General features: G+C 61.3%; 16 protein-coding genes and 1 riboswitch. Of the genes, 4 read left to right on the top strand and 12 right to left on the bottom strand.

Features of this window, described 5'->3' with window-relative positions:
• Positions 1 to 71: 71 nt before the first annotated feature.
• Positions 72 to 524 carry a hypothetical protein gene (locus tag L4X63_RS16975; protein ID WP_250679838.1) on the bottom strand — a complete coding sequence of 151 codons (453 nt, stop codon included), beginning with the start codon at positions 522 to 524 and terminating at the stop codon, positions 72 to 74.
• A 135-nt stretch (positions 525 to 659) separates the two neighbouring features.
• Here L4X63_RS16975 and L4X63_RS16970 point away from each other — a divergent pair, with 135 nt between their 5' ends.
• Positions 660 to 1,310, top strand: a complete 651-nt coding sequence (locus L4X63_RS16970; protein WP_250679837.1) for a recombinase family protein — start codon at positions 660 to 662, stop codon at positions 1,308 to 1,310.
• Between the two features lie 355 nt (positions 1,311 to 1,665).
• Here L4X63_RS16970 and L4X63_RS16965 read toward each other — a convergent pair whose 3' ends face one another.
• The 7 genes from L4X63_RS16965 to L4X63_RS16935 form a co-directional block, all read right to left on the bottom strand.
• Positions 1,666 to 1,851: a helix-turn-helix transcriptional regulator gene (locus tag L4X63_RS16965; RefSeq protein ID WP_250679836.1), complete on the bottom strand. Its 186-nt coding sequence runs from the start codon at positions 1,849 to 1,851 to the stop codon at positions 1,666 to 1,668.
• A 270-nt stretch (positions 1,852 to 2,121) separates the two neighbouring features.
• Positions 2,122 to 2,388: a hypothetical protein gene (locus L4X63_RS16960; RefSeq protein WP_250679835.1), complete on the bottom strand. Its 267-nt coding sequence runs from the start codon at positions 2,386 to 2,388 to the stop codon at positions 2,122 to 2,124.
• Between the two features lie 222 nt (positions 2,389 to 2,610).
• Positions 2,611 to 3,429, bottom strand: coding sequence for a hypothetical protein (locus tag L4X63_RS16955; protein WP_250679834.1), 819 nt, complete (start codon positions 3,427 to 3,429; stop codon positions 2,611 to 2,613).
• Complete coding sequence (locus L4X63_RS16950) at positions 3,426 to 3,938, bottom strand: hypothetical protein (RefSeq protein ID WP_250679833.1); 513 nt, start codon at positions 3,936 to 3,938, stop codon at positions 3,426 to 3,428. The genes L4X63_RS16955 and L4X63_RS16950 overlap by 4 nt, the downstream gene beginning before the upstream one ends.
• Before the next feature lie 123 nt (positions 3,939 to 4,061).
• Positions 4,062 to 4,697 (bottom strand): hypothetical protein, encoded by a 636-nt coding sequence (locus tag L4X63_RS16945; protein WP_250679832.1) that lies wholly within the window; start codon positions 4,695 to 4,697, stop codon positions 4,062 to 4,064.
• Between the two features lie 106 nt (positions 4,698 to 4,803).
• A complete protein-coding gene (locus tag L4X63_RS16940) occupies positions 4,804 to 5,064 on the bottom strand; it encodes a hypothetical protein (RefSeq protein ID WP_250679831.1) in 261 nt (86 codons plus the stop codon).
• A gap of 108 nt (positions 5,065 to 5,172) precedes the next feature.
• Positions 5,173 to 6,051, bottom strand: coding sequence for a replication initiation factor domain-containing protein (locus tag L4X63_RS16935; RefSeq protein ID WP_250679830.1), 879 nt, complete (start codon positions 6,049 to 6,051; stop codon positions 5,173 to 5,175).
• A 535-nt stretch (positions 6,052 to 6,586) separates the two neighbouring features.
• Positions 6,587 to 6,756, top strand: a riboswitch (M-box (ykoK) riboswitch).
• Positions 6,757 to 7,102: 346 nt separating this feature from the next.
• On the opposite strand from L4X63_RS16935, the gene L4X63_RS16930 reads away from it, so the two are divergent.
• Together L4X63_RS16930 and L4X63_RS16925 are read left to right on the top strand one after the other, a co-directional pair.
• Positions 7,103 to 8,353 (top strand): magnesium transporter MgtE N-terminal domain-containing protein, encoded by a 1,251-nt coding sequence (locus L4X63_RS16930; RefSeq protein ID WP_250679829.1) that lies wholly within the window; start codon positions 7,103 to 7,105, stop codon positions 8,351 to 8,353.
• A 36-nt stretch (positions 8,354 to 8,389) separates the two neighbouring features.
• Complete coding sequence (locus L4X63_RS16925; RefSeq protein WP_250679828.1) at positions 8,390 to 9,619, top strand: Nramp family divalent metal transporter; 1,230 nt, start codon at positions 8,390 to 8,392, stop codon at positions 9,617 to 9,619.
• A gap of 70 nt (positions 9,620 to 9,689) precedes the next feature.
• On the opposite strand, the gene L4X63_RS16920 is transcribed toward L4X63_RS16925, so the two are convergent.
• Positions 9,690 to 10,493, bottom strand: a complete 804-nt coding sequence (locus L4X63_RS16920; protein WP_250679827.1) for a hypothetical protein — start codon at positions 10,491 to 10,493, stop codon at positions 9,690 to 9,692.
• A gap of 178 nt (positions 10,494 to 10,671) precedes the next feature.
• Positions 10,672 to 10,899, bottom strand: a complete 228-nt coding sequence (locus L4X63_RS16915; protein ID WP_250679826.1) for a hypothetical protein — start codon at positions 10,897 to 10,899, stop codon at positions 10,672 to 10,674.
• Between the two features lie 166 nt (positions 10,900 to 11,065).
• Here L4X63_RS16915 and L4X63_RS16910 point away from each other — a divergent pair, with 166 nt between their 5' ends.
• Positions 11,066 to 13,138 carry a YjbH domain-containing protein gene (locus L4X63_RS16910; protein WP_250679825.1) on the top strand — a complete coding sequence of 691 codons (2,073 nt, stop codon included), beginning with the start codon at positions 11,066 to 11,068 and terminating at the stop codon, positions 13,136 to 13,138.
• Between the two features lie 85 nt (positions 13,139 to 13,223).
• Here L4X63_RS16910 and L4X63_RS16905 read toward each other — a convergent pair whose 3' ends face one another.
• Both L4X63_RS16905 and L4X63_RS16900 read right to left on the bottom strand, forming a co-directional pair.
• Positions 13,224 to 18,899 (bottom strand): fibronectin type III domain-containing protein, encoded by a 5,676-nt coding sequence (locus L4X63_RS16905; RefSeq protein WP_250679824.1) that lies wholly within the window; start codon positions 18,897 to 18,899, stop codon positions 13,224 to 13,226.
• Between the two features lie 150 nt (positions 18,900 to 19,049).
• Positions 19,050 to 20,231, bottom strand: a complete 1,182-nt coding sequence (locus L4X63_RS16900; protein WP_250679823.1) for a hypothetical protein — start codon at positions 20,229 to 20,231, stop codon at positions 19,050 to 19,052.
• Positions 20,232 to 20,268: the final 37 nt, after the last annotated feature.

The raw sequence follows: 20,268 nt of genomic DNA, 5'->3' as shown, positions 1-20,268 counted from the left end.
CGTCAGCGCATGGGTACAGGCGAAGGGGTAATGGAAAAACTTTTACCTCCGCCCCCACCTGGGTCTTCGTGCTACTCTAGGGGCTTGAGGTGAAGGAGTCGTTCAACTAGTTCAACCCGCTTCCTTACCTGTTCAAGAGCTGCGAGGGCCTCGGGGCCAGTGTCGTGAACGTGGGTTGAGAGTGCTCGTAGATGGACGGCGGCAGCTTCTACATCCTTTTGAGCAGGGAGGTCGTGCAGTGGGATGAAGCAGGTGAGCACGTAAGCCGGGATCGCATGGAGCTTTGAAAGGAGGTCACTTGAACTTTTCAACAGGGCCTCTTTGGCAGCATCGGACGCTTCTTTCGTCCGGCCTATCGGTGTGTGAATGGTCGGTGCATGAAACGACAAATGGAAGCGAACCTCCCCGATGACCTTTAAGAGGTCGTGAAGCGGTTCAATGAAGAACTTTGCGGTGAGTTGCCCGATGATGGTAACGACAATGCCGCTGATAACGCCCAGAATGATCTTCGTGGTCTCACTCATCTAAAACCCCTCCCTAAACGCTGTATATATCACTTTTCACCAGATCAATAAAGGGCTTGCAATTCGTAGCGGCCCCATGTAAAATTGGTGTACGTTCAATCACCGAATGGAAACACCGATTAGACAGGGGGCACGATGGAAAGGACAGCTACCAAGTACGCGCATTACCTGCGGGTCTCGACGGCGAAACAAGGCATCGACGGTTACGGCATCGACGCGCAACGGGCAGCTATCGCAAAGTACGTCCCGGCTGTCGAGTTCATCGAAGTCGAGTCTGGCAAGCGCAAGGATCGCCCTGAGCTACTGAAGGCCCTCGCCTTCTGCAAGAAGGAGAAGGCGGTCCTGGTCGTGGCGAAGTTGGATCGGTTGGCGCGTAACGTAGCGTTCGTTTCGATGCTCATGGAGTCCGGCGTTGACTTCGTGTGTGCAGACTTCCCGGCAGCGAACCGCTTGACGATTCACGTACTGGCAGCGGTAGCGGAGCACGAGGCGCACATGATCTCCCTCAGGACCACGGCGGGCCTCAAGGCAGCTAAAGCTCGTGGCGTTGTGCTGGGTAAGGCGATGGACACCGAGAAACAGGACAAGGGCCGCGAGACGCAAGTGCAGATCGCCGACCGCAACGCAGAGAAGGTGCGGACCACCCTGAACGGGCTGGTGGCTGCTAACCTGAGCCTCCGGCAGATCGCTGCTGAGTTGAACCGGATGGACGTTAAGACGCCACGGGGAAAGACCTGGACCGCGCAGGCGGTCAAGAATGCGATGGCTAGGACGGCAGCGGCATAACAGGAGGGCGGGGCAACCCGCCCTTACCTTTTGGGCTTACGACGTTGCCCTACAAGCCCCGATCTCTTCCGGGGTCACCCTACCCCACCCGCCAGATCCTGCGATGGCTCCAGAGCGAAAGGGGAGTGCCCACTTTTTTGATTTTGAATATCATTTAGTTCTTGACACCGAATCCACTTTCATGGTAGAATATCACCGCCGTTCTCGGCGGACCTTATATACCATAGATACCGGGTAAGCCCTATGGTGGCTGAAAGTCACCTGGAGCACCAGATACAACGACAAAGCCCCCACCGGGTATATCCGGTGGGGGCTTTGATCTTCCTGCTGTCTTGGTCACCTCTGCTTAGCTGCCTCAGGCTTCAACCTTCGGCAATGCCGCCAGCCACTCCCGCACCTCAGACGCCAACCATCCAACCTTCTTGCCGGTGATCTTTCGACGGGCGGGAAACTCGCCGCGCTTCTCCAGGCGGTAGATAGTCATGTGACTGACGTTGAGCATGGTGGTCACGTCCTCCAGGTCCAATATTTCCCTGTCCACAACAGCCTCCCTATTCCGCTGCTAGGGGGCACCCGTCGCAGAGTCCAATCTGGACCGATAGGTACTGGTCAGGTGGCAGGGCCAGTGCAGCCTCATTCAGTTCGGGCAGGTTCTGCATGTTATTAGGGCAGGCATTGCAGGTGGCTACTACACAAGTCACAACATTCCCCTCCAGGTGGGCGCCGGGCGCCGTATTTGATGTTCGGATGGTATCATGTAGAGGCCACACTTTCAACACATAACTACCTGTATTCACATGCGAATTTCATTTCACACTACTGGCGTCCAGGTCTTGGCACACCGGGCGACGGCGGCTTGCAGGTTGGAGTACACCCGCTCCGCTGGGCTTCCGATGTTCCGGCGCGGTATAAAGCCGGGGTGCAGTGCCTTGACGTAGTGCTTCGCAATTCCGACTGCGGCGCGGGGATCGCCCTGGGTTGCAGTCAAGAAGTCCTCCGCGAGCTGCCTGTTGGTTTTAACGTAGGCGGCGGCGTCCTGGGCCACGCGCTGGGCGACAAGGTCGTTATAGGTGTGCATGGTGTTCTCCTATGCGGTCGATCTCACCGGAGTGGTCTACCTGCCGTCGCTGGGGACGATAGCCGGGCGGCTCGCCGGTCGAGTATCCCGATGTGCCGCAAGATCGGCAGGGGCCGGGTGCTTTAAATTTCGGGTCGCTACAGAAAGGGCAGGCGGTGCGGTGTCCGGCAGGCGGTGCAGGGATCGCCCGGTGCTGTTTTGGGAGGTGTATGTGGTGCTCGATCACTCTTCCACCATCCCCCGGTCGGTGCAGGTCGCTATGAACTCCCTGGGCTGCGTCTTACGGCGCTCCCATTCCTCCGATACTTGGTAAGAGCTGAAGGACTCCTCTTGTATTTTCCAGGCGCCCTTTAGGTGCTGGTAATCGGCTGTGCAGTCCCACACATCCGGGTAGGTGGTGAGTGCTACCGGGCCTCCGGTAGTGCCGTTTATGTAGTGGTCGTAGCGGTCCAGCTCGGCCTCACGGAACGGCTGGGCCTGAGTCCCTAACAGCTCATAGACCCTTGCACCAGTGTCCTGGAGGACGTTGGTGTCAGGGCCGGTGATTCTGAGTAGGTGTTGCTGCCAGATAGCGGGGGTTCCCGTCGCGGCCAGCGTGACGTACAACTTCTGGGCGTCAGGGATCGCCAGGAAGGAGGTATGCAGCCGGGGTACTACTATCTTGCGCAAGATGTTCGGGCGGATGATCTCCAGGGCGGGGAAGAGGCGCCCTCGGAGCAATACACCGGGTTCCGCCTTAACAAGAGGCTCGCAGTCCTCCCAGAACACGCAGTCAGGGTCAACGATGGCAAGGGGGCCGGTGGTCGTGGCGACCACATCTTCGATGAACTCGTGATGGCGTATGCGGATGTCGATGGTGCGGAAGGTGTAGCCGTAACGGCTGCACATTTCCCCGAACAGATGACGAGCCTCCCAGCAAGAGGCGTTATCAGTTACGGTGATGTTGGCGGTAGGAAAGCCGGTCCTGAGCGTCCTAAGCGCCAGCATGTTCCCGTATATCCCGTCAGGCGTGGTGGAGCAGGTCATGGTAAAGACGTTCATGCTTTTCCTCCGGTGAAGTCCTTAAATGGCCACTTCAGCAACATCTCCTCATGCGTGGTGAGGAGTTCCACGCGCTGAATCTGGGCAGAGAAGGTGATGATCTCAGTAAACCCGGTGTACTGCTCGCAGATCTTGACGGCCATTACGTTCCGTTTACCCACCGTGGCGGTCGCCAGCAAGGGCCGGTCGTTCTCCAAGTCTGGATACGTGCCCCGCTTGATGTGCTCGAAAGGGTAAAGGGCGGCGGCAAGCGCGTTCTGAGTCCACGAGGCGCCGTGAATGTTGCAGGCGAACCCGCCGCGATAGACGGTGATACTGTCGGGGAGGGAGTTGTAAGCGTCCTGCTCCTGGTCGGTCATCATGGGGAGAAGGGGGCCGTCAGTACCCATGATCTGCATGAGCTGGTACAGGCTCGGGGTAATGGCAGAGGTCAACCAGCAACTCCCCAGTAGCTGCAACCACTCCTCGTGGTCCATCCTGGGGTGCAGGTCGATGAGATTCCTAATCATTGTGTCCTCGTGGTGCAGGGGGGTGGGTAGGGGTTAGCGGAGAAAACCCGCCGTGGGGCATCCTCCACGTTTTGGGATCATGTTGTGAGGTGAAGGGCGCCAGGGGCGGCGCCCTCCCATTTGCTACCAGCCGTTGTAGGAGCTGGAGGAGTGCCAGGGCGCTTTCTGGGGCGCGTCGGTCACCCACCTGGGCGGGGTCGGCTCACACTTCAGTGACTTGGTTTCCGGCTCCCGGTAAGGCTCACACTTCAGGTGTGCTACCTGCCCTTCAATGCGGGCGGCGGTCACTTCCAGGAGCTGCCCCGATGCGGTCTTCAGCACCCGGCCCTTGATCGACGCGAACCGGACGGGCACGGTCACCTCGTCGCCCTTGGTGGAGGAGTGGGAGAGGATGGGAGTGGTCTGAGCGGTGGAGGTGAGAATCACGGCTGCACCCTGGGGGCCGCTGGTCGCGGTCTTCTGGAGCACCTGGGCACTGCCTACAACTTCGGCGACGGTCGCGGCCTTGCAGCCGGGGAAGTCCTGGGCGGCAAGGATGATGATGGTCCCGGTCTTGGACTCGTAGAGCTGGCCGGGTTGGAGGGGTGCGTCAGCCTGGAACATGGCGCCCTTGGCGTCCTTGTCGAGGATGGCGCGGAAGGTGCGCTCTGTCCCGTTAAGCCGGTACTCAGTGCCGTACTCGGCAATGCCTGCGGCTCTCTTGGTGGCGAGGTCGCGGAGCTGGCTGTGGATGCTGTCTAAGTCGAGGCTGGTATTCATGCGGATGATCTCCTGTGAGTTGAGTTTAGGTATCCCCCGATTCTTGCACCCTCGGGGGCGGGGTCCGGTTACCCTGCCGGGACGTAAGGAGGCGCCGCAAAAGTTGTTAGGCTGCGTCCTGGGCGGCTTCCACCATGCCGGTGAACAGTTCCACGATCCCCAGCATGTCCTTGTAGAGGGTGGGCTGGTCGAGGTGAGCGGTAAGCAGGGCCTTGATGCTGTCGCGGGCCTCAGGGCGGGCCTCGGGCTTGAGCACGCGGAAGAGGTGGCCATTGAGAGCGAGGATGGTCTTGTACTCCGGGGAGGTCCGGTCGTACTGGTCGTGGATGGCGTCGATGCGGTCGTTGAGCTGGTCGATGGTGTTCATGGGTGGTCTCCTGGGTGCCCTTTGGGCGTGTTGTGTAAGTTGCTAGGATTATTGAGGGTGTGGAAATGGGTGATAGATAATCATAAGGGTCCATTTCCAAAGTGGAATCTAAAACGCGGGTACTGGTGAGGTTCCGGCAAGGCTGTAAAGCATCTCGGCAAGCCCCTGGATCTCCTCCGGCGTCGCTCCCACGAGGTTACGCTTGAATGCCTTTACAAAGCGGTCGGCGCGAGTCGGCGGCACGAACCACGGCGAGCGGTGGGCTTCAGGTCGTTTCCTGGGGAGCTTCACGGCTGCGGCGGAGTTCAGGAACTCGGACCACCACGACGCCACGGGGCGGCGGTCCTTCCTCTTCATGCCGTTGGCGTGGAACATCAGGTTCCGCCTAAGCACCCCCAGCATCAGCTCGGGTAGCACCTCCCCCTCGGCAATGCGGCGGATAACGTCGGTGGCGGCGGCGCGGTTCCTAATCCTGGTTTCGATGCGCACCGGGCCGCGCCGGGTGTAAGCGCAGATCGACAGATCGGAGTCAAGCTCCCCGTAGTAAATGGTTTCCCCTGCGCCCCTCATGTACGTGGGCGGGTTTGGCTCCATCTTCCCTGTCTGCCGATCCTTCCTGGGGCGGCAGGTTGTCGTAGTGATGCGGTTTTCGTACTGGTCGGCCCGGCTGCATTCGACGATCTCCGCCCACGGAAGCAAGCTGTCGGTATCGTCAGCGGCGAGGTCCACCCGCGTCACCCAGCCACGCCGGGCCATGATCGCCTTGCAGAGCTGGTGAACGTCAAAGCCCCCAGCGTTCAGGGCGTCCCCGTGCACGTCGATGTGGGAGGTTCCTTTGAGGCTACCGGCGACGCCAGCGAGTTGGATGCTGATAAGCTCGGAGCCGTGTTCTCCGGTGAGGGAGTACGCCTCCCGGTAGCCGTTCCGACCACGAGGGAGTTTGACCGCTGCCGGGTCGAGTCCTTCGATGTTGAACAGCTCCTGCATGAGCTGCGGGAGGTCTACGTCGGTGAGTGGCTGCGGTAAGGTGAAGGAGAGGTGGTGAATCTGACAATCGGGCATAGGGGAGCACCTGTGACTGTGGGAATTGGTCAGGGGTAAATTTTGCCCCCTACTATATTATGTACATTTTAATAATCACTTTTTCTCAAGGTGGTTGTGAACTTTTCTAGGGCGGTATTTACGTTTTAGATTTAGGAGGAGGGAGCGCCGGTAAATGGCGTTTAGAGCAGGCGCGGTGCCGGTGGTCCTGGTTGTAGGACCTGAACAGACGTGAGAATGAGGGAAGCTATGCAGGGGATGGTTCAATATCACCCATATAGTTTCTTGAATATATTTAAATCTGAATGTTATACGCAGACGTGGTGCGGGTCGGTGGGTGGTCGCAGGGGGTGGAGACAAACACTATACAGATGGCATTTTTAGCTTGCCACGTTGCAAAAAAGCTGATACAAATCTTGAACATTTAGCAGGAATGAGGCGTGGGAAAACTCTTTTGAAAACGCCAAGTTACCTACTCTATCAAGTTCCTCGTTAGCATGAGGCGTTTGCACAAACAGAAGCTACTGCCCAGAAATGTCGAAAGACGCCAATGGGTAGACCAGGTATTGTCGGCATAAGGCTTTACCTAAGGTAGCTGGTTTTAACTAACCTACGTTGTGCACTGCCGAAAATCTACGAGAGGGGAATCAGCCAGGACCTTTTTTTGAAGGGCCGTGGGATTTCCCGCGGCCTTTTTTATTTTCACGGTCACGTCCAGGCAGGACCAGCTACGGAGGTAGTTTAGCACTTTGGACAGTCCCAGTTGCATCTCCCATAGCAGCATTCCCCCCTCGCACAACGGATAACGCCGAGCATCCCCCTTTGCCTCCTGCCGGCCCCGTTATTTTCCGTTCGATGGGCGGAAAAATGAATAGCCGGCGGAAGGTGTCCTCGTCACACCCTTTCCAGCCTCACCAGCAGTCATCTCACCTGCCCGCACCACGGGACAGGCGGAGCCTCGTGCGCGGCCGCGCGCACGGCGGGGAAGGAGCATGGAATGACCCCACATCAGATGTACCTCAGCGCAGTTCTCGATAAGCCGCTCATCGACGTCACCGGTGCCGTCCTGGGCAAGGTTCACGATCTCGCCATCACCCCCGACGAGGAGTTTCCCATCGTCAGCCAGATACTGGTGCGCCGCAAGGGTTCCACCTTCGCGGTGGCCTGGGAGAAGGTCGTTCTCTTCAACCCTTCGGTGATCTCGGTGAGGAGCTCGGTCAAGGAGCTGCAGGGGTACCGTGAGACCGGCGGCGACATCCATGTCCGCCGCGACATCCTGGATAAGCAGATCGTCGACGTCAACGGCGCCAAGGTGGTGCGGGTGAACGACCTGAAGCTCGGCCGCCACAAGGAGGCCCTCTGCCTCTTGGCGGTCGACGTCGGTTTCCGCGGCCTGCTACGCCGGATGGGATACGAGAGGTTGTGGGGAATGGTCCAGAAGGAGATTCCCGCGCGGGAGATCAGCTGGGAGTTTGTCGGCCACCTCGAAGCCAACGCGGCCCGCTTGACCCTCACCATGGCCAGGGAGCAGATCTCGGACATGCATCCGGCCGACCTGGCACACATCATCTCCCGGGTCCCCCGTCCCAACCTGCATAACGTGCTGAACTCGCTTGACGACGAAACCGCCGGCGAGGCGATTCACGAGCTGGATCCTGACTTGAGGAGCAGGGTCATGACTGAGCTCGACAGCGAACGTGCTTCGGACATCCTCGAGGAAATGTCGCCGGACGAGGCGGCAGACGTGCTGGGGGATCTCTCCGCCGAGAAGGCCGAAGAACTTTTGGGCCTCATGGAACCTGAAGACGCCGAGGAGATCCAGGAATTGCTCGAGCACGAGGAGGATTCGGTGGGTGGCATCATGAACAACAGCTTCATCGCCATTCCACTGGACCTGACGGTAGCGGAAGCGCTGGCCGAGGTAAAAATCCAGGCCAGCGAGGTTGACACCGTTTACTATGCCTATGTGCTGGACCCGGACGAACGGCCTTTAGGGGTGGTATCTCTCAAGGAACTGATCCTCCACGACGGCTTTCTTCCGGTGGAAGACATCATGACTGCCAATCTGAAAACCGTTTCCATCGATGACGAGCCGAAGGAGGTACTAGAGATTATCGCAAAGTACAACCTGGTCGCCGTCCCGGTCCTCGACGAAGAGGAGAAGATGGTCGGCATCGTCACCGTCGACGACATTCTCGAGCGCTTCCTGCCGCTTGACCTTAAACTCAAGCGCCACCCCGGCTATTAATGCGGGGCCTATACGTTTTGCGCCTGGAGAGAGGCTATGAAAATTAATAAGAAATCCATCCTCCTGTTCCTGTCTGTCCTCGGGCCGGGACTGATCACCGCCAACGTCGACAACGATGCAGGCGGCATTGCGACTTACTCGGTGGCCGGGGCGACCTTCGGCTATTCGCTCCTTTGGACGCTGATTCCCATCACCGTCGCCCTGGTTGTGGTCCAGGAGATGTGCGCTCGCATGGGGGTGGTTTCGGGAAAGTCGCTCGCCGACATGATCCGGGAAAACTTCGGGGTGAAGGTGACCGCCTACCTGATGCTCTTTTTGCTGCTGGCCGACCTCGGCAACACCGTGGCCGAGTTTGCCGGCTGGGCATCCGCCATGGAAATCTTCGGCGTCAGCAAGTACATATCGGTCCCGATCGGAGCCCTGTTGGTCTGGTGGCTGGTAGTCAAGGGAAGCTACAAGTTTGTCGAGAAGGTGTTCCTCTTTGCCTGCACCATCTACCTGACCTATATCGTCTCCGCCGTGCTGGCGCACCCCCCCTGGGGAGAGATCATGCTGGCGACGGTTACTCCCTCCTTCGAGCTGAAGCCGTCCTACCTGATGATGATCGTAGGCGTGGTAGGGACCACCATTGCCCCCTGGATGCAGTTCTATATCCAGTCCGCGGTCGTCGAAAAAGGGATCCGCGTCGAGGAGTACAAGGCCTCCCGCCTGGACGTCATCGTAGGGTGCATCATGACCGACGTCGTCGCCTTCTTTATCATCGTCGCCTGCGGCGCCACCATGTTCGTGAAGGGGGTCCACATCGAAGACGCGAAGGATGCCGCCGTGGCGCTGGCTCCGTTGGCGGGCAAGTACGCATCTGCGCTTTTCGCCATCGGACTCGCCAATGCGTCCCTCTTTGCTGCCTCCATCTTGCCCTTGGCTACGGCCTACTATGTCTGCGAGGCGATGGGATGGGAATCGGGGGTCGACCACGACTTCAAGAGCGCGCCGCAGTTCATGTGGCTCTACACCGGCCTGATCGTGCTCGGCGCCTTAATCATCCTGATCCCCAACGCTCCACTGATCGCCATCATGCTGCTCTCCCAGGTGGTCAACGGTGCCTTGTTACCGTTCGTACTGATCTTCATGCTGATCCTAGTCAACAAGACGGAACTCATGGGAGAGTATGTAAACTCAAAGAGCTTCAACATCATAGCCTGGATCACGGTGATAGTAATGATCGTGCTGACACTAGCGCTGGTGGTCCAGACTATCCTTCAGTAGAAAAGGCAAACTGCCGCCCGAAAGACCGGCGGCAGTTTGCCTTTTGCCAGAGAATGATTCGCATCGGCACCTAAAATTGGTAGGCGAGCTTGAAGGAAACGAAATCGGAGTGGGATTTCGGCTGGAAGGCGAAACCGTTGACGATTGCCGCCCCCTGCCCCGAAGCGAGGGAGTGGGTCGGCACCCGCGAGGATTCTCCGAAATTCATCCCTTCGTACTCCACGCTCAACACGAAGGATCCCGCTTTTACGCCTCCCTCGACGAAGGCTGAGGGCTGGGACCGGGGCTCGGTGACGACGTCCTGGTAACCGGCATCGCTGAGTGTCACGTGGGTCCGGGTATAGATCGGAATGAGCGCCCCACCCTTGGCGAAGATCCTGAGATCCCTGGCGACCACCTCGCCGCCCAGCCCTACCTTTGAGTAGAAGGTGTTCCAGTCCTCGCTCGAACGGGTCCTGATCCAGAACTTGTGTCCAAGACCGGCAAAGGGCTCTACCGTTACGCCCCCTCCCACCGCCACCGGCAGGGAGAGCGCCACTTCCTCGCGGGTTCCCAGGTAGGAGGTGTCGGACTTCAAGGGGACCGTGCCGGTGATGTCGTGCCCGTCGTAGTCCAGGTTGCCCCCCCAAAGTTCCAGGTTCTCCCGCAGGGTGACCGGTTCGAAGGTATCTTTCCTGACCGCCCCCACCCCGTGCATGAGTCCGCTTTCCTTGACAAAGGAACTGCCATTAAGGGTCTCCCGCCAGTTGTACCAGCCCGATTTAATATATACCGATGTTTCCCCTGCGACGGCCCCCGCCGGAGTTCCCAGCACCGCGATCGAGATCGCAAAAGCTGCCGCCATCGAGGTTACTATTTTTTCTATCTTAGCCATGATCAAGGCCCCCTTTTGGTTGTCTTAATCATGAACTTTCAAGAAGTTATCCACTTTTTGCCGGATACGGATTATTTTATAAGTCGCTAAAATGGCTGTGCAATATCCAACTATCCGCCTCCTTCCAGGAGTTGAAAATCATTATCCGCGGTACCGTCCCCTGAACAGCTCGTACCCTTTATTGAACAGCGGCCTTCCCCTCCTCTTCCCCTCCTCTTCCCCTCCTCTTCCCCTCCTCTTCCCCTCCTCTTCCCCTCCTCTTCCCCTCCTCTTCCCCTCCTCTTCCCCTCCTCTTCCCCTCCTCTTCCCCTCCTCTTCCCCTCCTCCTTCCCCACCTCCTTCCCCACCTCCTTCCCCACCTCCTTCCCCACCTCTTCCTGCCTCTTCCTGCCTCTTCCTGCCTCACCTGGCCGCCCCCTCCAGCCCGCGGAAGGTGTTAATCTTAATGAATATTTAGTTGACGAAATCCTACCCTACTACTATTATTGGCCGCCCTTTAGTGAAACATTGTCCCCCTTCTCCCCTCCCGATCCTTCCGATCAGACCAGTCGCGCCAGGTACCGATTATGTCCATGCTGTTGAGATGCATTCCGCTCGTTCTCCTGCTCCTGCTCCCTTCACTGTCCTGGGGCTCAGACTTTCATAACGCCCTCTCCCTCCAGGGGTTCACCGGCCTACTCAACACCCCCAATGCCGAGACCATTGACGAAGGGACCATCTACCTGACGTACTCGAACCAGAAGGAACCCGAGCGGCGCTACCGGATAACCTCCGAGGACAGCGTCAACCTCGCCCTGGGGATCTACGACGGCGTCGAATTGAGCGGACGCTTCTTCGACGCCCGTCCCTACGGCAACGGCCGCGACCTTTCCGGCAACGCAAAGCTCCGCATCCCCTTCATCCCCCGCGGACCCTACATCCCGACTTTCGCCGTCGGCATCCAGGACGTCTACGGCGGACACAACGCTTCCTTTTTGAAGACCAAGTACGCGGTCGCCAGCGAGGAGCTCTGGAGGTTCCGCTTCAGCCTGGGATACGGAACCGGGCCCGACCGCATGAAAGGGACCTTCGGCGGCGTGGAATTCAAGGCAGCCGATTGGCTCTACCTTCTCGCTGAGGACGACACCACCGAAAAGAACGTCGGCGTCAGGCTCATCTCCCCAAGCGTGTTCGGCTTTCCCGCCCACATCCATCTAACCGTCAAGAGCTCGCTCGACCACGAACCGCTGCACCCTGAATTCGCCGCCGGCCTGCAACTCCCGCTCGGGCTGGACCACAACTACACCAAACCGATCCCCGTCCCCACCCCGGCCCCGGATGGGAAGCAGACTGAGGCCCCCTCGCCTGCCATTCCCGCGGCAGTAAAAGCGGCTCCCACCCCGGCGGACGCTGCCGGTCTCGAGCGGCTGGTGAAAAGCCTGACCGGTGACGGCTTCCAGAACGTCAGGGTCGGTTACCTCGGCACGCTGCTTTTGGTCGAGTACGAGAACGCCCGTTACGACCACAACGAGCTGGACGCCATGGGTGTGGTCATGGGGTACGTGCAGTTGGACGCCCCGGCACCCTTCGAGACCGTGCGGATGGTGGAGCGGAAAAAGGGCATCTCCGTCCTCCAGATCGAGGCCCCCATCCCCGTACTGCGCGCTTTCTTCCAGGACGCCAGCAACCTGGAAAGGCTCCAGGACAACCTGAAGATCTCCCGGGAAGTAGCCGATACCACGGGCTTCACCTTCGTCTCAGGCGGCGGCAACAGCTCCTACCTGACCACCTCGCTCTGGGTCTATCCCGGGCTCAAGGCCTACGTCGGCACCGAAGTCGGTGTCTACGACTACCTCATCTCAGTAAAACCCGACTTCTACGTGAACCTTTGGAAAGGCGCCTTCCTGGACATGCGGGCGGACATCCCGGTGACCTGGTCCCGGAACTTCGATGACGGCAAGGCCTTCCGTTCCGACCGCAACAGCGCAGGCGTCGAGCGCGTCATGGTGCTGCAGGCGATCAAACCCGCCGACACGGTCATGATGATGCTGGGAGCCGGCCTCGTCACTACCGAAAGCTACGGCACCGCCAACGAGGTCAGTTGGGCACCCGGCGACGGCACCCACCGCTTCCGGCTCCTCCACGTCTATACGACCGGACAGGACAAACAGGACAAGAAACAGGAGTACCTGGCAAGCTACCGCTATCTCTACACCCCCCTCGATCTCTACCTCCAGGGCACCGCAGGGAAGTTCATGACCCAGGACCGGGGAGCCACCTTCGAGATCAAGCGCTTCTGGGGCGACACCTCGCTCACGGTCTTTTACAAAAACGCCGTCGCCACCGACAACAGAAACCACCAGGCGGCCGGCATCCAGTTCGACCTTCCCCTCACCTTCAGAAAGGATATGAAGCCGGGGCTGGTGCAGCTGCGCGGAACAGACGACTGGACCTATTCGCAGGAGACGTCGATCGCCAAGAAGAACAGCCTCAACTGGCTCGGCACCTCGATCGGAGCCCGGCTGGAGCCCCCCTTCAGCACCGAGAATCTCTTCTTCAACCGCGACCGCCTGAGCGAACCGTACATCCGCAAGCATCTTCTGCGGTTGCGGGATGCCTACGTGCGGTACGTGGTACCGGGCGAACCGGTCACTCCCCTCCCCTGACCGCAATAGAAAAGGGAGATGGGCAACACGCCCATCTCCCTTTTTTTGAATCACTCGCCTCTTACCTGCTTACCTGCTTACCGTCTTACCAGCTCACCAGACCCACCGTTTTTCTTAGCAAAACAGTCACATCGCCGATATCGATCTTCCCGTCGCAGTGAGGTTTTCCGGCCGCTAGGGGCCCCACGTCTCCACGCGCAAGGTGCCCTGAAGAGGATGGCGTCCCCCCTACCGCCATTTTCAGGGCCAGCAGGACGTCGGCCAGATCGACCACCCCGTCGCCGTTGACGTCCCCGTTGGGATACGGGGTATACGGTGCCGACACCGCAGATACTCCACCGGTGCCTGCGCTGTTACTGGCCCTGACCGTGAAGGTGTAGGCAGTGCCGTTAGTGAGCCCGCTTACCGTAATCCGGTTGCCGCTGCCGGTGGCAGTGATGTTGCCCGGGTTGGCAGTGACCGTGTAGCCGGTGATCCCGCTCCCGCCGTCGAAATCCGGCGCTGAGAAGTTGACGGCCGCCTCGCCGTTGACCGCCGAGACGACACCGAGCACCGGTGAGCCCGGCAGGGCCGGAACCGTGGAAGTACCGGTGGTCTTGCGGGGGGCGGGAGCGTAATTGCCGTCTCCAGCCTGGTCGAAGGTGACCGTGCAGGGGGCCGACGTACTGGTCACGGTGAACACGCCGCCGTTGTTGGTGCACCCCCCCGAGCTCCCGTAGGTGACCTGGCCGCCGGGGGCGGTGGCGGCAACGGTGAAGGTCCCTCCGAAGAGTGCGGACGCCGGTGCCGGGGAAGTAACGGTGATGGCCTGCTCCACCCTGGCGGCGGCGGTGGTCGAGCTCCGCCTGGGAGCGGGGGCATAATCGCCATCGCCCGACTGGTCGTAGAGGACAGTGCAGGGGAGCGATCCGCTGGTCATGGTGAAAGTCGCCCCCGCATTGGTGCAGCCGCCTTGGCTTCCATAGACGACGGCCCCCCGGGGCGCGGTGGCACCCACCGTGAAGGTCGCTCCGAAGGCGGCGGATACCGGTGCCGGATTGGTAATGGTTATGGTCTGATCGGCCTTCGCGGCGGCGGCCTCCGAGCTCTTTTGGGGCGCCGCGTCGTAGTTGGTGCTCGCGGGGCGGTCGAAGAGGACGGTGCAGGGGGCGGTGCCGCTGGTCACCGTGTAGGTGGGGCCGCTGTTGCTGCACCCGCCGGAACTTCCGTAGACCACCTGGCCACCCGGGGCGGTGGCGGCCACCGTAAAGCTCGCTCCGTACTGCGCGGCCGCCGGAGCCGGTGTCACGATGGTTATGGCCTGATCGGCCTTCTGGGTCGAGGTGCTACTGGTAACCCGGACGGCCGGATTGGTGGTGGCATTCCCTTCCTGGTCGAAGATCACCAGGCAGGGGGTACCGGCGTCGATGACGCTGAAGGTCCCGCCGGAGTTGGTACACCCGCCGGAGCTGCTGTACACGACGGGGCCTCCCGGTGCGGTGGCAGCCACCGTGAAGCTTGTGCCGTACGGGGCCACGGCGGGGGGCGGAGTTGTCACGGTAATCGCCTGGTCGGCTTTGCCGGAGTTGGTGACCGAGCTTACCGGGTTAGCGGCACTGTAATTGGCACTTCCCTCTTGCGAGTAGGTGACGGTGCAGGGGACCGTGCTGGTGATGGTGACGGTAGCTCCGCTGTTGGTGCACCCGCCGGAGGTGGCAAAGCCCACCGTCCCACCCGGTGCGCTCGCTGCGACCGTGAAGGACGCCCCAGCCGTCCCGGATACGGGTGCCGGGGTGTTTACCGCGATCGACTGGGCCGCCTTGGTGGCCACCGTCGTCGAGGAGACCTGGCTCGCCGCTGCATAGTTGGCACTCCCCGGCTGGTCGTAGCGCACCGTGCAGGGCGTGGTGCCGCTCGTCATGGTAAAGACCGCCCCGCTGTTGCTACACCCACCCGCGCTGCTGTAGCCGACCGTCCCTCCCGGCGCGCTGGCCGCCACCGTGAAGCTCGACCCGAAGGCGGCCGTGGCCGGTGCGGCGGTAGCGACCGAGATCGCCTGCGCCGCCTTAGCCGCGGTGGTGGTTGAGGTGGCTTGGGGCGCGGCCAGATAGTTACCTCCCGCCGCCTGATCGTAGCGGACCGTGCAGGGCAAGGTCCCACTGGTCATGGTGAAGACGGCGCCATTGTTGCTGCATCCACCGCCGCTGGAATAGGTCACCGTCCCCAGCGGAGAGTTGGCGGCCACCGTAAAGCTCGCCCCGTACGCGGCGCTGGCCGGGGCCGGAGTCACCACGGTGATGGCCTGGGATCCCTTGGCCGCGGTGGTGACCAGGCTTTCCCTGACGGCGCCGTAGTCCGCCGAGCCGGTCTGGTCAAAGTAGACCGTGCAGGGATCGGATCCGCTCGTCATGGTGAAGGTTGCGCCGCTGTTGCTGCACCCCCCCGCCGCGCTGTAAGTGACCCCGCCGCCAGGGGCGGTGGCCGCCACCGTGAAGGCCGATCCGAACGGGGCGGAAGAAGGAGCCGGCGCGGTGACGGTGATCCCCTGGGGAGCCTTGGTGGCGGCAGTGACCGAGGTTTTCCGGACCGCCGGGTAGTAGTTGGCGTCCCCCGGCTGGTCGATGGTGACGGTGCAGGAGGAGCTCCCGCTCGTCATGGTGTAAATCCCCGCAGCATTCGAGCACCCGCCGGAGCTGCCGAAGGTGACGTTTCCCGCCGGGGCGGTCGCCGCCACGTTGAAGCCGATGCCAAATTGAGCGGTCACCGGCGCGGCGGTGGTGACCGTGATTGACTGATCGGCCCTGGCTGCCGTGGTGGTGGAGGTGATTCTCACTGCGGCGCCGTAGTCCGCGTCGCCCGCCTGGTCGAACCGGACCGTACAGGGGGTGGTACCGCTCGTCATGGTGAAGAGCGCCCCGTTGTTGCTGCACCCCCCCGAACTGCTAAAGGAGACGGCCCCGCCAGGCGCCGAGGCGGCCACGGTGAAGCTGTCCCCATACACCGCGGTGGCCGGGGCCGCAGTGGAGACCGCGATGGCCTGCCCTGCCTTGCCCGCGGTTACCGTGATGTTGGACGAACCGGCCAGGTAGTTCTGGTTACCCGCCTGGTCGAAGCGGACCGTGCAGGAGGTGGTGCCGCTCGTCATGGTGAAGATCCCGGCGTTGTTCGTGCAGCCGCCGGCGCTGCTGTAGGTGACCGCCCCGCCCGGAGCCGTCGCGCTGACCGGGAAACTCGTACCGTACACCGCCTGTTGTGGCGCCGGATCGACCACGGTGAAGTTCTGGGCCGCCCGGTTCGCGGTCACCGTGAAGGTTCGGGACAGCGGCAGGTAATTGCCGTTTCCGCCCTGGTCGATCCTGACGGTGCAGTCGCCGATCCCGCTGGTCATGGTAAAGGTCCCGCCGTTGTTGCTGCAACCTCCCGAGGCGCTGTATGCGAGATCGCCACCCGGGGCCGAGGCCGCCACCGTGAAGGAGGTGCCGTAGGCCGCGGAACCGGGAGGAGCGCCGGTAACGGTGAGGATCTGGGCGATCTTGGAGGTTGGCACCGAGGCCGTCTGCTGGACCGGATTGTAGTTATCGTTACCCGCCTGGGCGTAGGTGATCGAGCAGGCGGTACTGCCGCTGGTCATGGTAAAGGTCCCGGAGAAGTTGCTGCACCCCCCGGCGCCTGCATAGGTTACTGCCCCGCCAGGAGCCGACGCGCAGGTCGAGAAGGAGGTGGCGAACGGCGCGCTGAGAGGTGCCGGCTGGTAGATATTAAGCGACTGATCGGCCTTGACCGCGGTCACCGTTCTCGTTGCCTGCACGGCCGGGTTGTAGGCTCCCCCTCCGGGCTGGTCGAAGTAGACGGTGCAGGGGGTGGTCCCGCTGGTCATGGTAACGGTGGCCCCCACGTTGGTGCACCCCCCGGAGGTGGCGTAGACCACCGTTCCGCCGGGGGCGGTCCCGGCCACCGTGAAACTGTCCCCGTAAACGGCGCTGGCGGGGGACTGGGTCACCGTGATGGCCTGATCACCCTGGGGGATCACCGGGTTTGAAGGAAACGAAGGGAGACCGGTGCCGTTTATATTGCGGGCCACCACCGTGAACGTGTACGGGGTACCGTTGGTCAGGTTGGTTATGTAATGGTTGGTGGAGGTAGTGTCTGCAGCGGTGTCGGTCCCGCCGGCCGGTTTGGACGTCACGGTGTAACCGATAGTCCCCCCGGTATCGCGCGGGGAAGGGGTGAACGACACCATGGCACTCCGGACCCCTTTCACCGCGGTCACGCCGACCGGCGGAGCCGGAACGGTAGAGACCATAACGATGATGGTCTGGTCGCCGGTTATGTGGTCGAGGGTCAAAGAATTGCCCGCCATGTTGATCGGGACGCCGTTGGCAAACATGCTCCTGGGGTTGTTAGCGGGATTGAGATCGAGGATGGTGCAGACCGTACTCCCGTTGTAACTCACCGTGTCCGGCGTACAGCTCATGTAGGTGGTACTTTCGAAGAACACCTCGGGGGGCGAAATTTGGCGGTACTGATTGCGTCCGAATCCGGCCATCGCTCGATCCCACCTGGAGACGAAGGTGTGGTCCATGCCCGCTCCGATCAGGGTTATCCCCTCCAGCGCCGGAAAGGCAATCTGCCCGTACTTGTTGTCACCCCAACCGGCAACGGTCCCGTCGGCCAAAAGAGCTACCGTGTGATGACTGCCGGCAGCGATCTGGGTCACCGGCCCCAATCCGGCCGGAGGAGTGCTCTGGCCATACTCGTTGGCTCCCCAGCAAAGGACCCTGCCGTCCCCGGTCAGCACAACCGTGTGGGACGATCTCGCTTCCACTTTGGAAAGGGTTGGAAGCCCCTCGGTCACCATGACCGGTTTGGCCGTGGTTCCCGCAGAAGTGACCGTCACTCCGGCCAGCCCAGACGCGGCTATCCCGTCCGCGGTGAGGGAGAGTTGTCCATGGTCGTTCTTACCCCAGGCTATGAGCTTGTTGCTGGCGGTCAGCGCGACGGTGAAATAATCTCCCGCAGCCACGTCGGTGACGGTTTCGCCACTCAGCTCCGGTGGCTGTTCCCCCTGGCCGTACGTGTTGTCCACGTTCATGAAGTAAAGCGTGCCGTCGTTCATGAGGGCGGCGAGGTGCCCCGACCCGACCGCGAACTTTTTCGTCCCGCCATGGGTGGTTGAAAAGGCCTGGTAATCTGCGGGATCGGGGAGCACCACCATCGTGTTCGTGGCCGGGTCGCGCCACCTGCCTGATGCGCGGAACGAATGGTCGAGCTTGGAGAAGACCGCACAGGTAGGCCCCGCCCCTATCGTTTCGACGGATCCCCAGTTAGTCGCGTTGTCGCCGTAATAATTGAGGTCCGTGTCGAACCCGAAGGCCTTTGCAGTGTCGTCCGTCAACACCACGGTGAACGTCGCCCCACCGGCAATCTGTTTCAGGATCTGTGAGGACATCTTGACACGGACCTTGATGGGGGTATCGGCGACGAAATTCGCCAACAGCTCATGGTCCGCACCGTCCGCCCTGAATACCACGGGGTTTTCTGTCGTTCCGAAAATGGTCCCGTCACCGGTCAAGCTGGGCCAGGTCCAATTGTAAAAGCGGTAGCCGGCCGTGACCGGCAAGGCGGTGACCGGTTGGGCCAGTTCTCCGCTGGCGGCCGCCTGTGGTGTGGGCCCGCTGACACTGCCGTTGGGGTCCGCCGAATAGGTAAGGACATCTCCCCGGCTGACACCGGGCATAAATAGGCAAAAAGCTAGCAGTAAGACGACCAGGTTCCGAGGCATTGCCACCTCCTTTAAGAGAGCCGGGCTTCGCCGCTGTCATGTGCGACAGAGGGCTACCAGGCGGGAGCGCCGGAGAAGACGCTCCTGCCTGGGTAGCCGGTCGTTGTTGAGGGAATCGGGGGAGAGCGCAAAGAGTATGAATAGTTCGAGTTACTGGACGCTGACCCCGGTCACTGCCACCGTGGCACCGTTGACCGGAGCTCCGTCAGCCCCTACCACTGAGACGAAGGAGATGGGGAAATCCGCCATGGCCGGGGTGAGTCCATCGGCGACATCCGCATTGATGACCAGGATGGTGCCGTCGATCACCGGTGTGGCCGAAACCAGCACCACCCGGAGGACCCCGGGAGTGCTTCCGGAGGCTGCAGTAAAGCTGCCGGCGAGAAGGGCTCCGGAGGTGCCCGCGGTGGCTCCCAGCACGCAGTTATCGGTCAGCCCGTCGCTCTGCGACTTCACGGTGACCCCGGCGGGAAAGCTCATGTTGAATTCGGCACCGTTTATCCCGGGGCCGGCACCGGAAACCGCCACCGTGAGCACCGCCCTGCGGCTTCCCACGCTTACCAAGGCGCTTCCGCCGTGGCTGGTCACAACGTCGTTGACCCCGCCGTTAGTCGAAAGGTAGCTGTCCAGGGCGTTTACGAAGGTGGAAGCCGTCTGGCTGCTGATGTTGCTGCTGGTGATCCCTTGCGAGATGGTGGCAAGGGCCGCTTCGAGTTTTTGTCCCGGCGTCCCCCCGGAGCTCGTGCTGGCGAGTTGGGACAGGGCGGCCAGCGCAAGGGTGTAATCCCGCTGCCCGGCGGTGACGCCAGCCGCGCCGAGTGCTGAGGGGGTCGCATCTACCGGGGAGGTGGCGAGGATGTCGACCTTGAAGACCGAGCTGATCACCGCATTGGCGTCGGTGATGTGCGCGGGGGTCAGTGTTCCAGCCTGGCGAACGGCGAGCTCGGTGAGGCCGGTGATGGGAAGCGAGACCGTGCCGCTGGCCGACGGCAGCGCCGCCCTCAGCGGGTTGGCCGCGGTAAGGGTCACGGTCTGGCCGGTTGCCTCGTCGACGTAGCTCCCGTAGGCGACGGCGAGGATGGGCCCGCTGTAGTTGGTCAAGGTGGCGCTGTAGTGGCCGTTGGAGTCGGTGTCCGCCGTGGCCAGTTGCCCCCCCTGCGTACCGTCCGGGTTGAGGGCGTAGATGGTCACAGTACCGTTTCTGATCAATCCTTTGGATGCGGTACCCGACACCGTGGAGGTTGTCCCGCCACCGCTACCACTACCGCCACCACCGCAACCGGCCAGGGCTAGCAAAAGGCATCCGATCAACGCGTACAGTAGTCTTGTCATAGTGTTAGCTCCTTGCTGTGGGATATTTTCCGTTATC

The sequence above is a fragment of the Geomonas sp. Red32 genome (assembly GCF_023652955.1).
Lineage (GTDB): Bacteria > Desulfobacterota > Desulfuromonadia > Geobacterales > Geobacteraceae > Geomonas.
The sequence above is the reverse complement of the archived record's forward strand: the minus strand, read 5'-3'. Positions and strand labels throughout refer to the sequence as shown.

Coding starts and splice junctions, on each gene's coding strand:
- L4X63_RS16950 (WP_250679833.1), bottom strand. CDS start 3,938: ATGATTAGGAATCTCATCGACCTGCACCCCAGGATGGACCACGAGGAG.
- L4X63_RS16910 (WP_250679825.1), top strand. CDS start 11,066: ATGCTGTTGAGATGCATTCCGCTCGTTCTCCTGCTCCTGCTCCCTTCA.
- L4X63_RS16920 (WP_250679827.1), bottom strand. CDS start 10,493: ATGGCTAAGATAGAAAAAATAGTAACCTCGATGGCGGCAGCTTTTGCG.
- L4X63_RS16960 (WP_250679835.1), bottom strand. CDS start 2,388: ATGCACACCTATAACGACCTTGTCGCCCAGCGCGTGGCCCAGGACGCC.
- L4X63_RS16905 (WP_250679824.1), bottom strand. CDS start 18,899: ATGCCTCGGAACCTGGTCGTCTTACTGCTAGCTTTTTGCCTATTTATG.
- L4X63_RS16970 (WP_250679837.1), top strand. CDS start 660: ATGGAAAGGACAGCTACCAAGTACGCGCATTACCTGCGGGTCTCGACG.
- L4X63_RS16925 (WP_250679828.1), top strand. CDS start 8,390: ATGAAAATTAATAAGAAATCCATCCTCCTGTTCCTGTCTGTCCTCGGG.
- L4X63_RS16935 (WP_250679830.1), bottom strand. CDS start 6,051: ATGCAGGAGCTGTTCAACATCGAAGGACTCGACCCGGCAGCGGTCAAA.
- L4X63_RS16900 (WP_250679823.1), bottom strand. CDS start 20,231: ATGACAAGACTACTGTACGCGTTGATCGGATGCCTTTTGCTAGCCCTG.
- L4X63_RS16945 (WP_250679832.1), bottom strand. CDS start 4,697: ATGAATACCAGCCTCGACTTAGACAGCATCCACAGCCAGCTCCGCGAC.
- L4X63_RS16955 (WP_250679834.1), bottom strand. CDS start 3,429: ATGAACGTCTTTACCATGACCTGCTCCACCACGCCTGACGGGATATAC.
- L4X63_RS16930 (WP_250679829.1), top strand. CDS start 7,103: ATGACCCCACATCAGATGTACCTCAGCGCAGTTCTCGATAAGCCGCTC.
- L4X63_RS16940 (WP_250679831.1), bottom strand. CDS start 5,064: ATGAACACCATCGACCAGCTCAACGACCGCATCGACGCCATCCACGAC.
- L4X63_RS16975 (WP_250679838.1), bottom strand. CDS start 524: ATGAGTGAGACCACGAAGATCATTCTGGGCGTTATCAGCGGCATTGTC.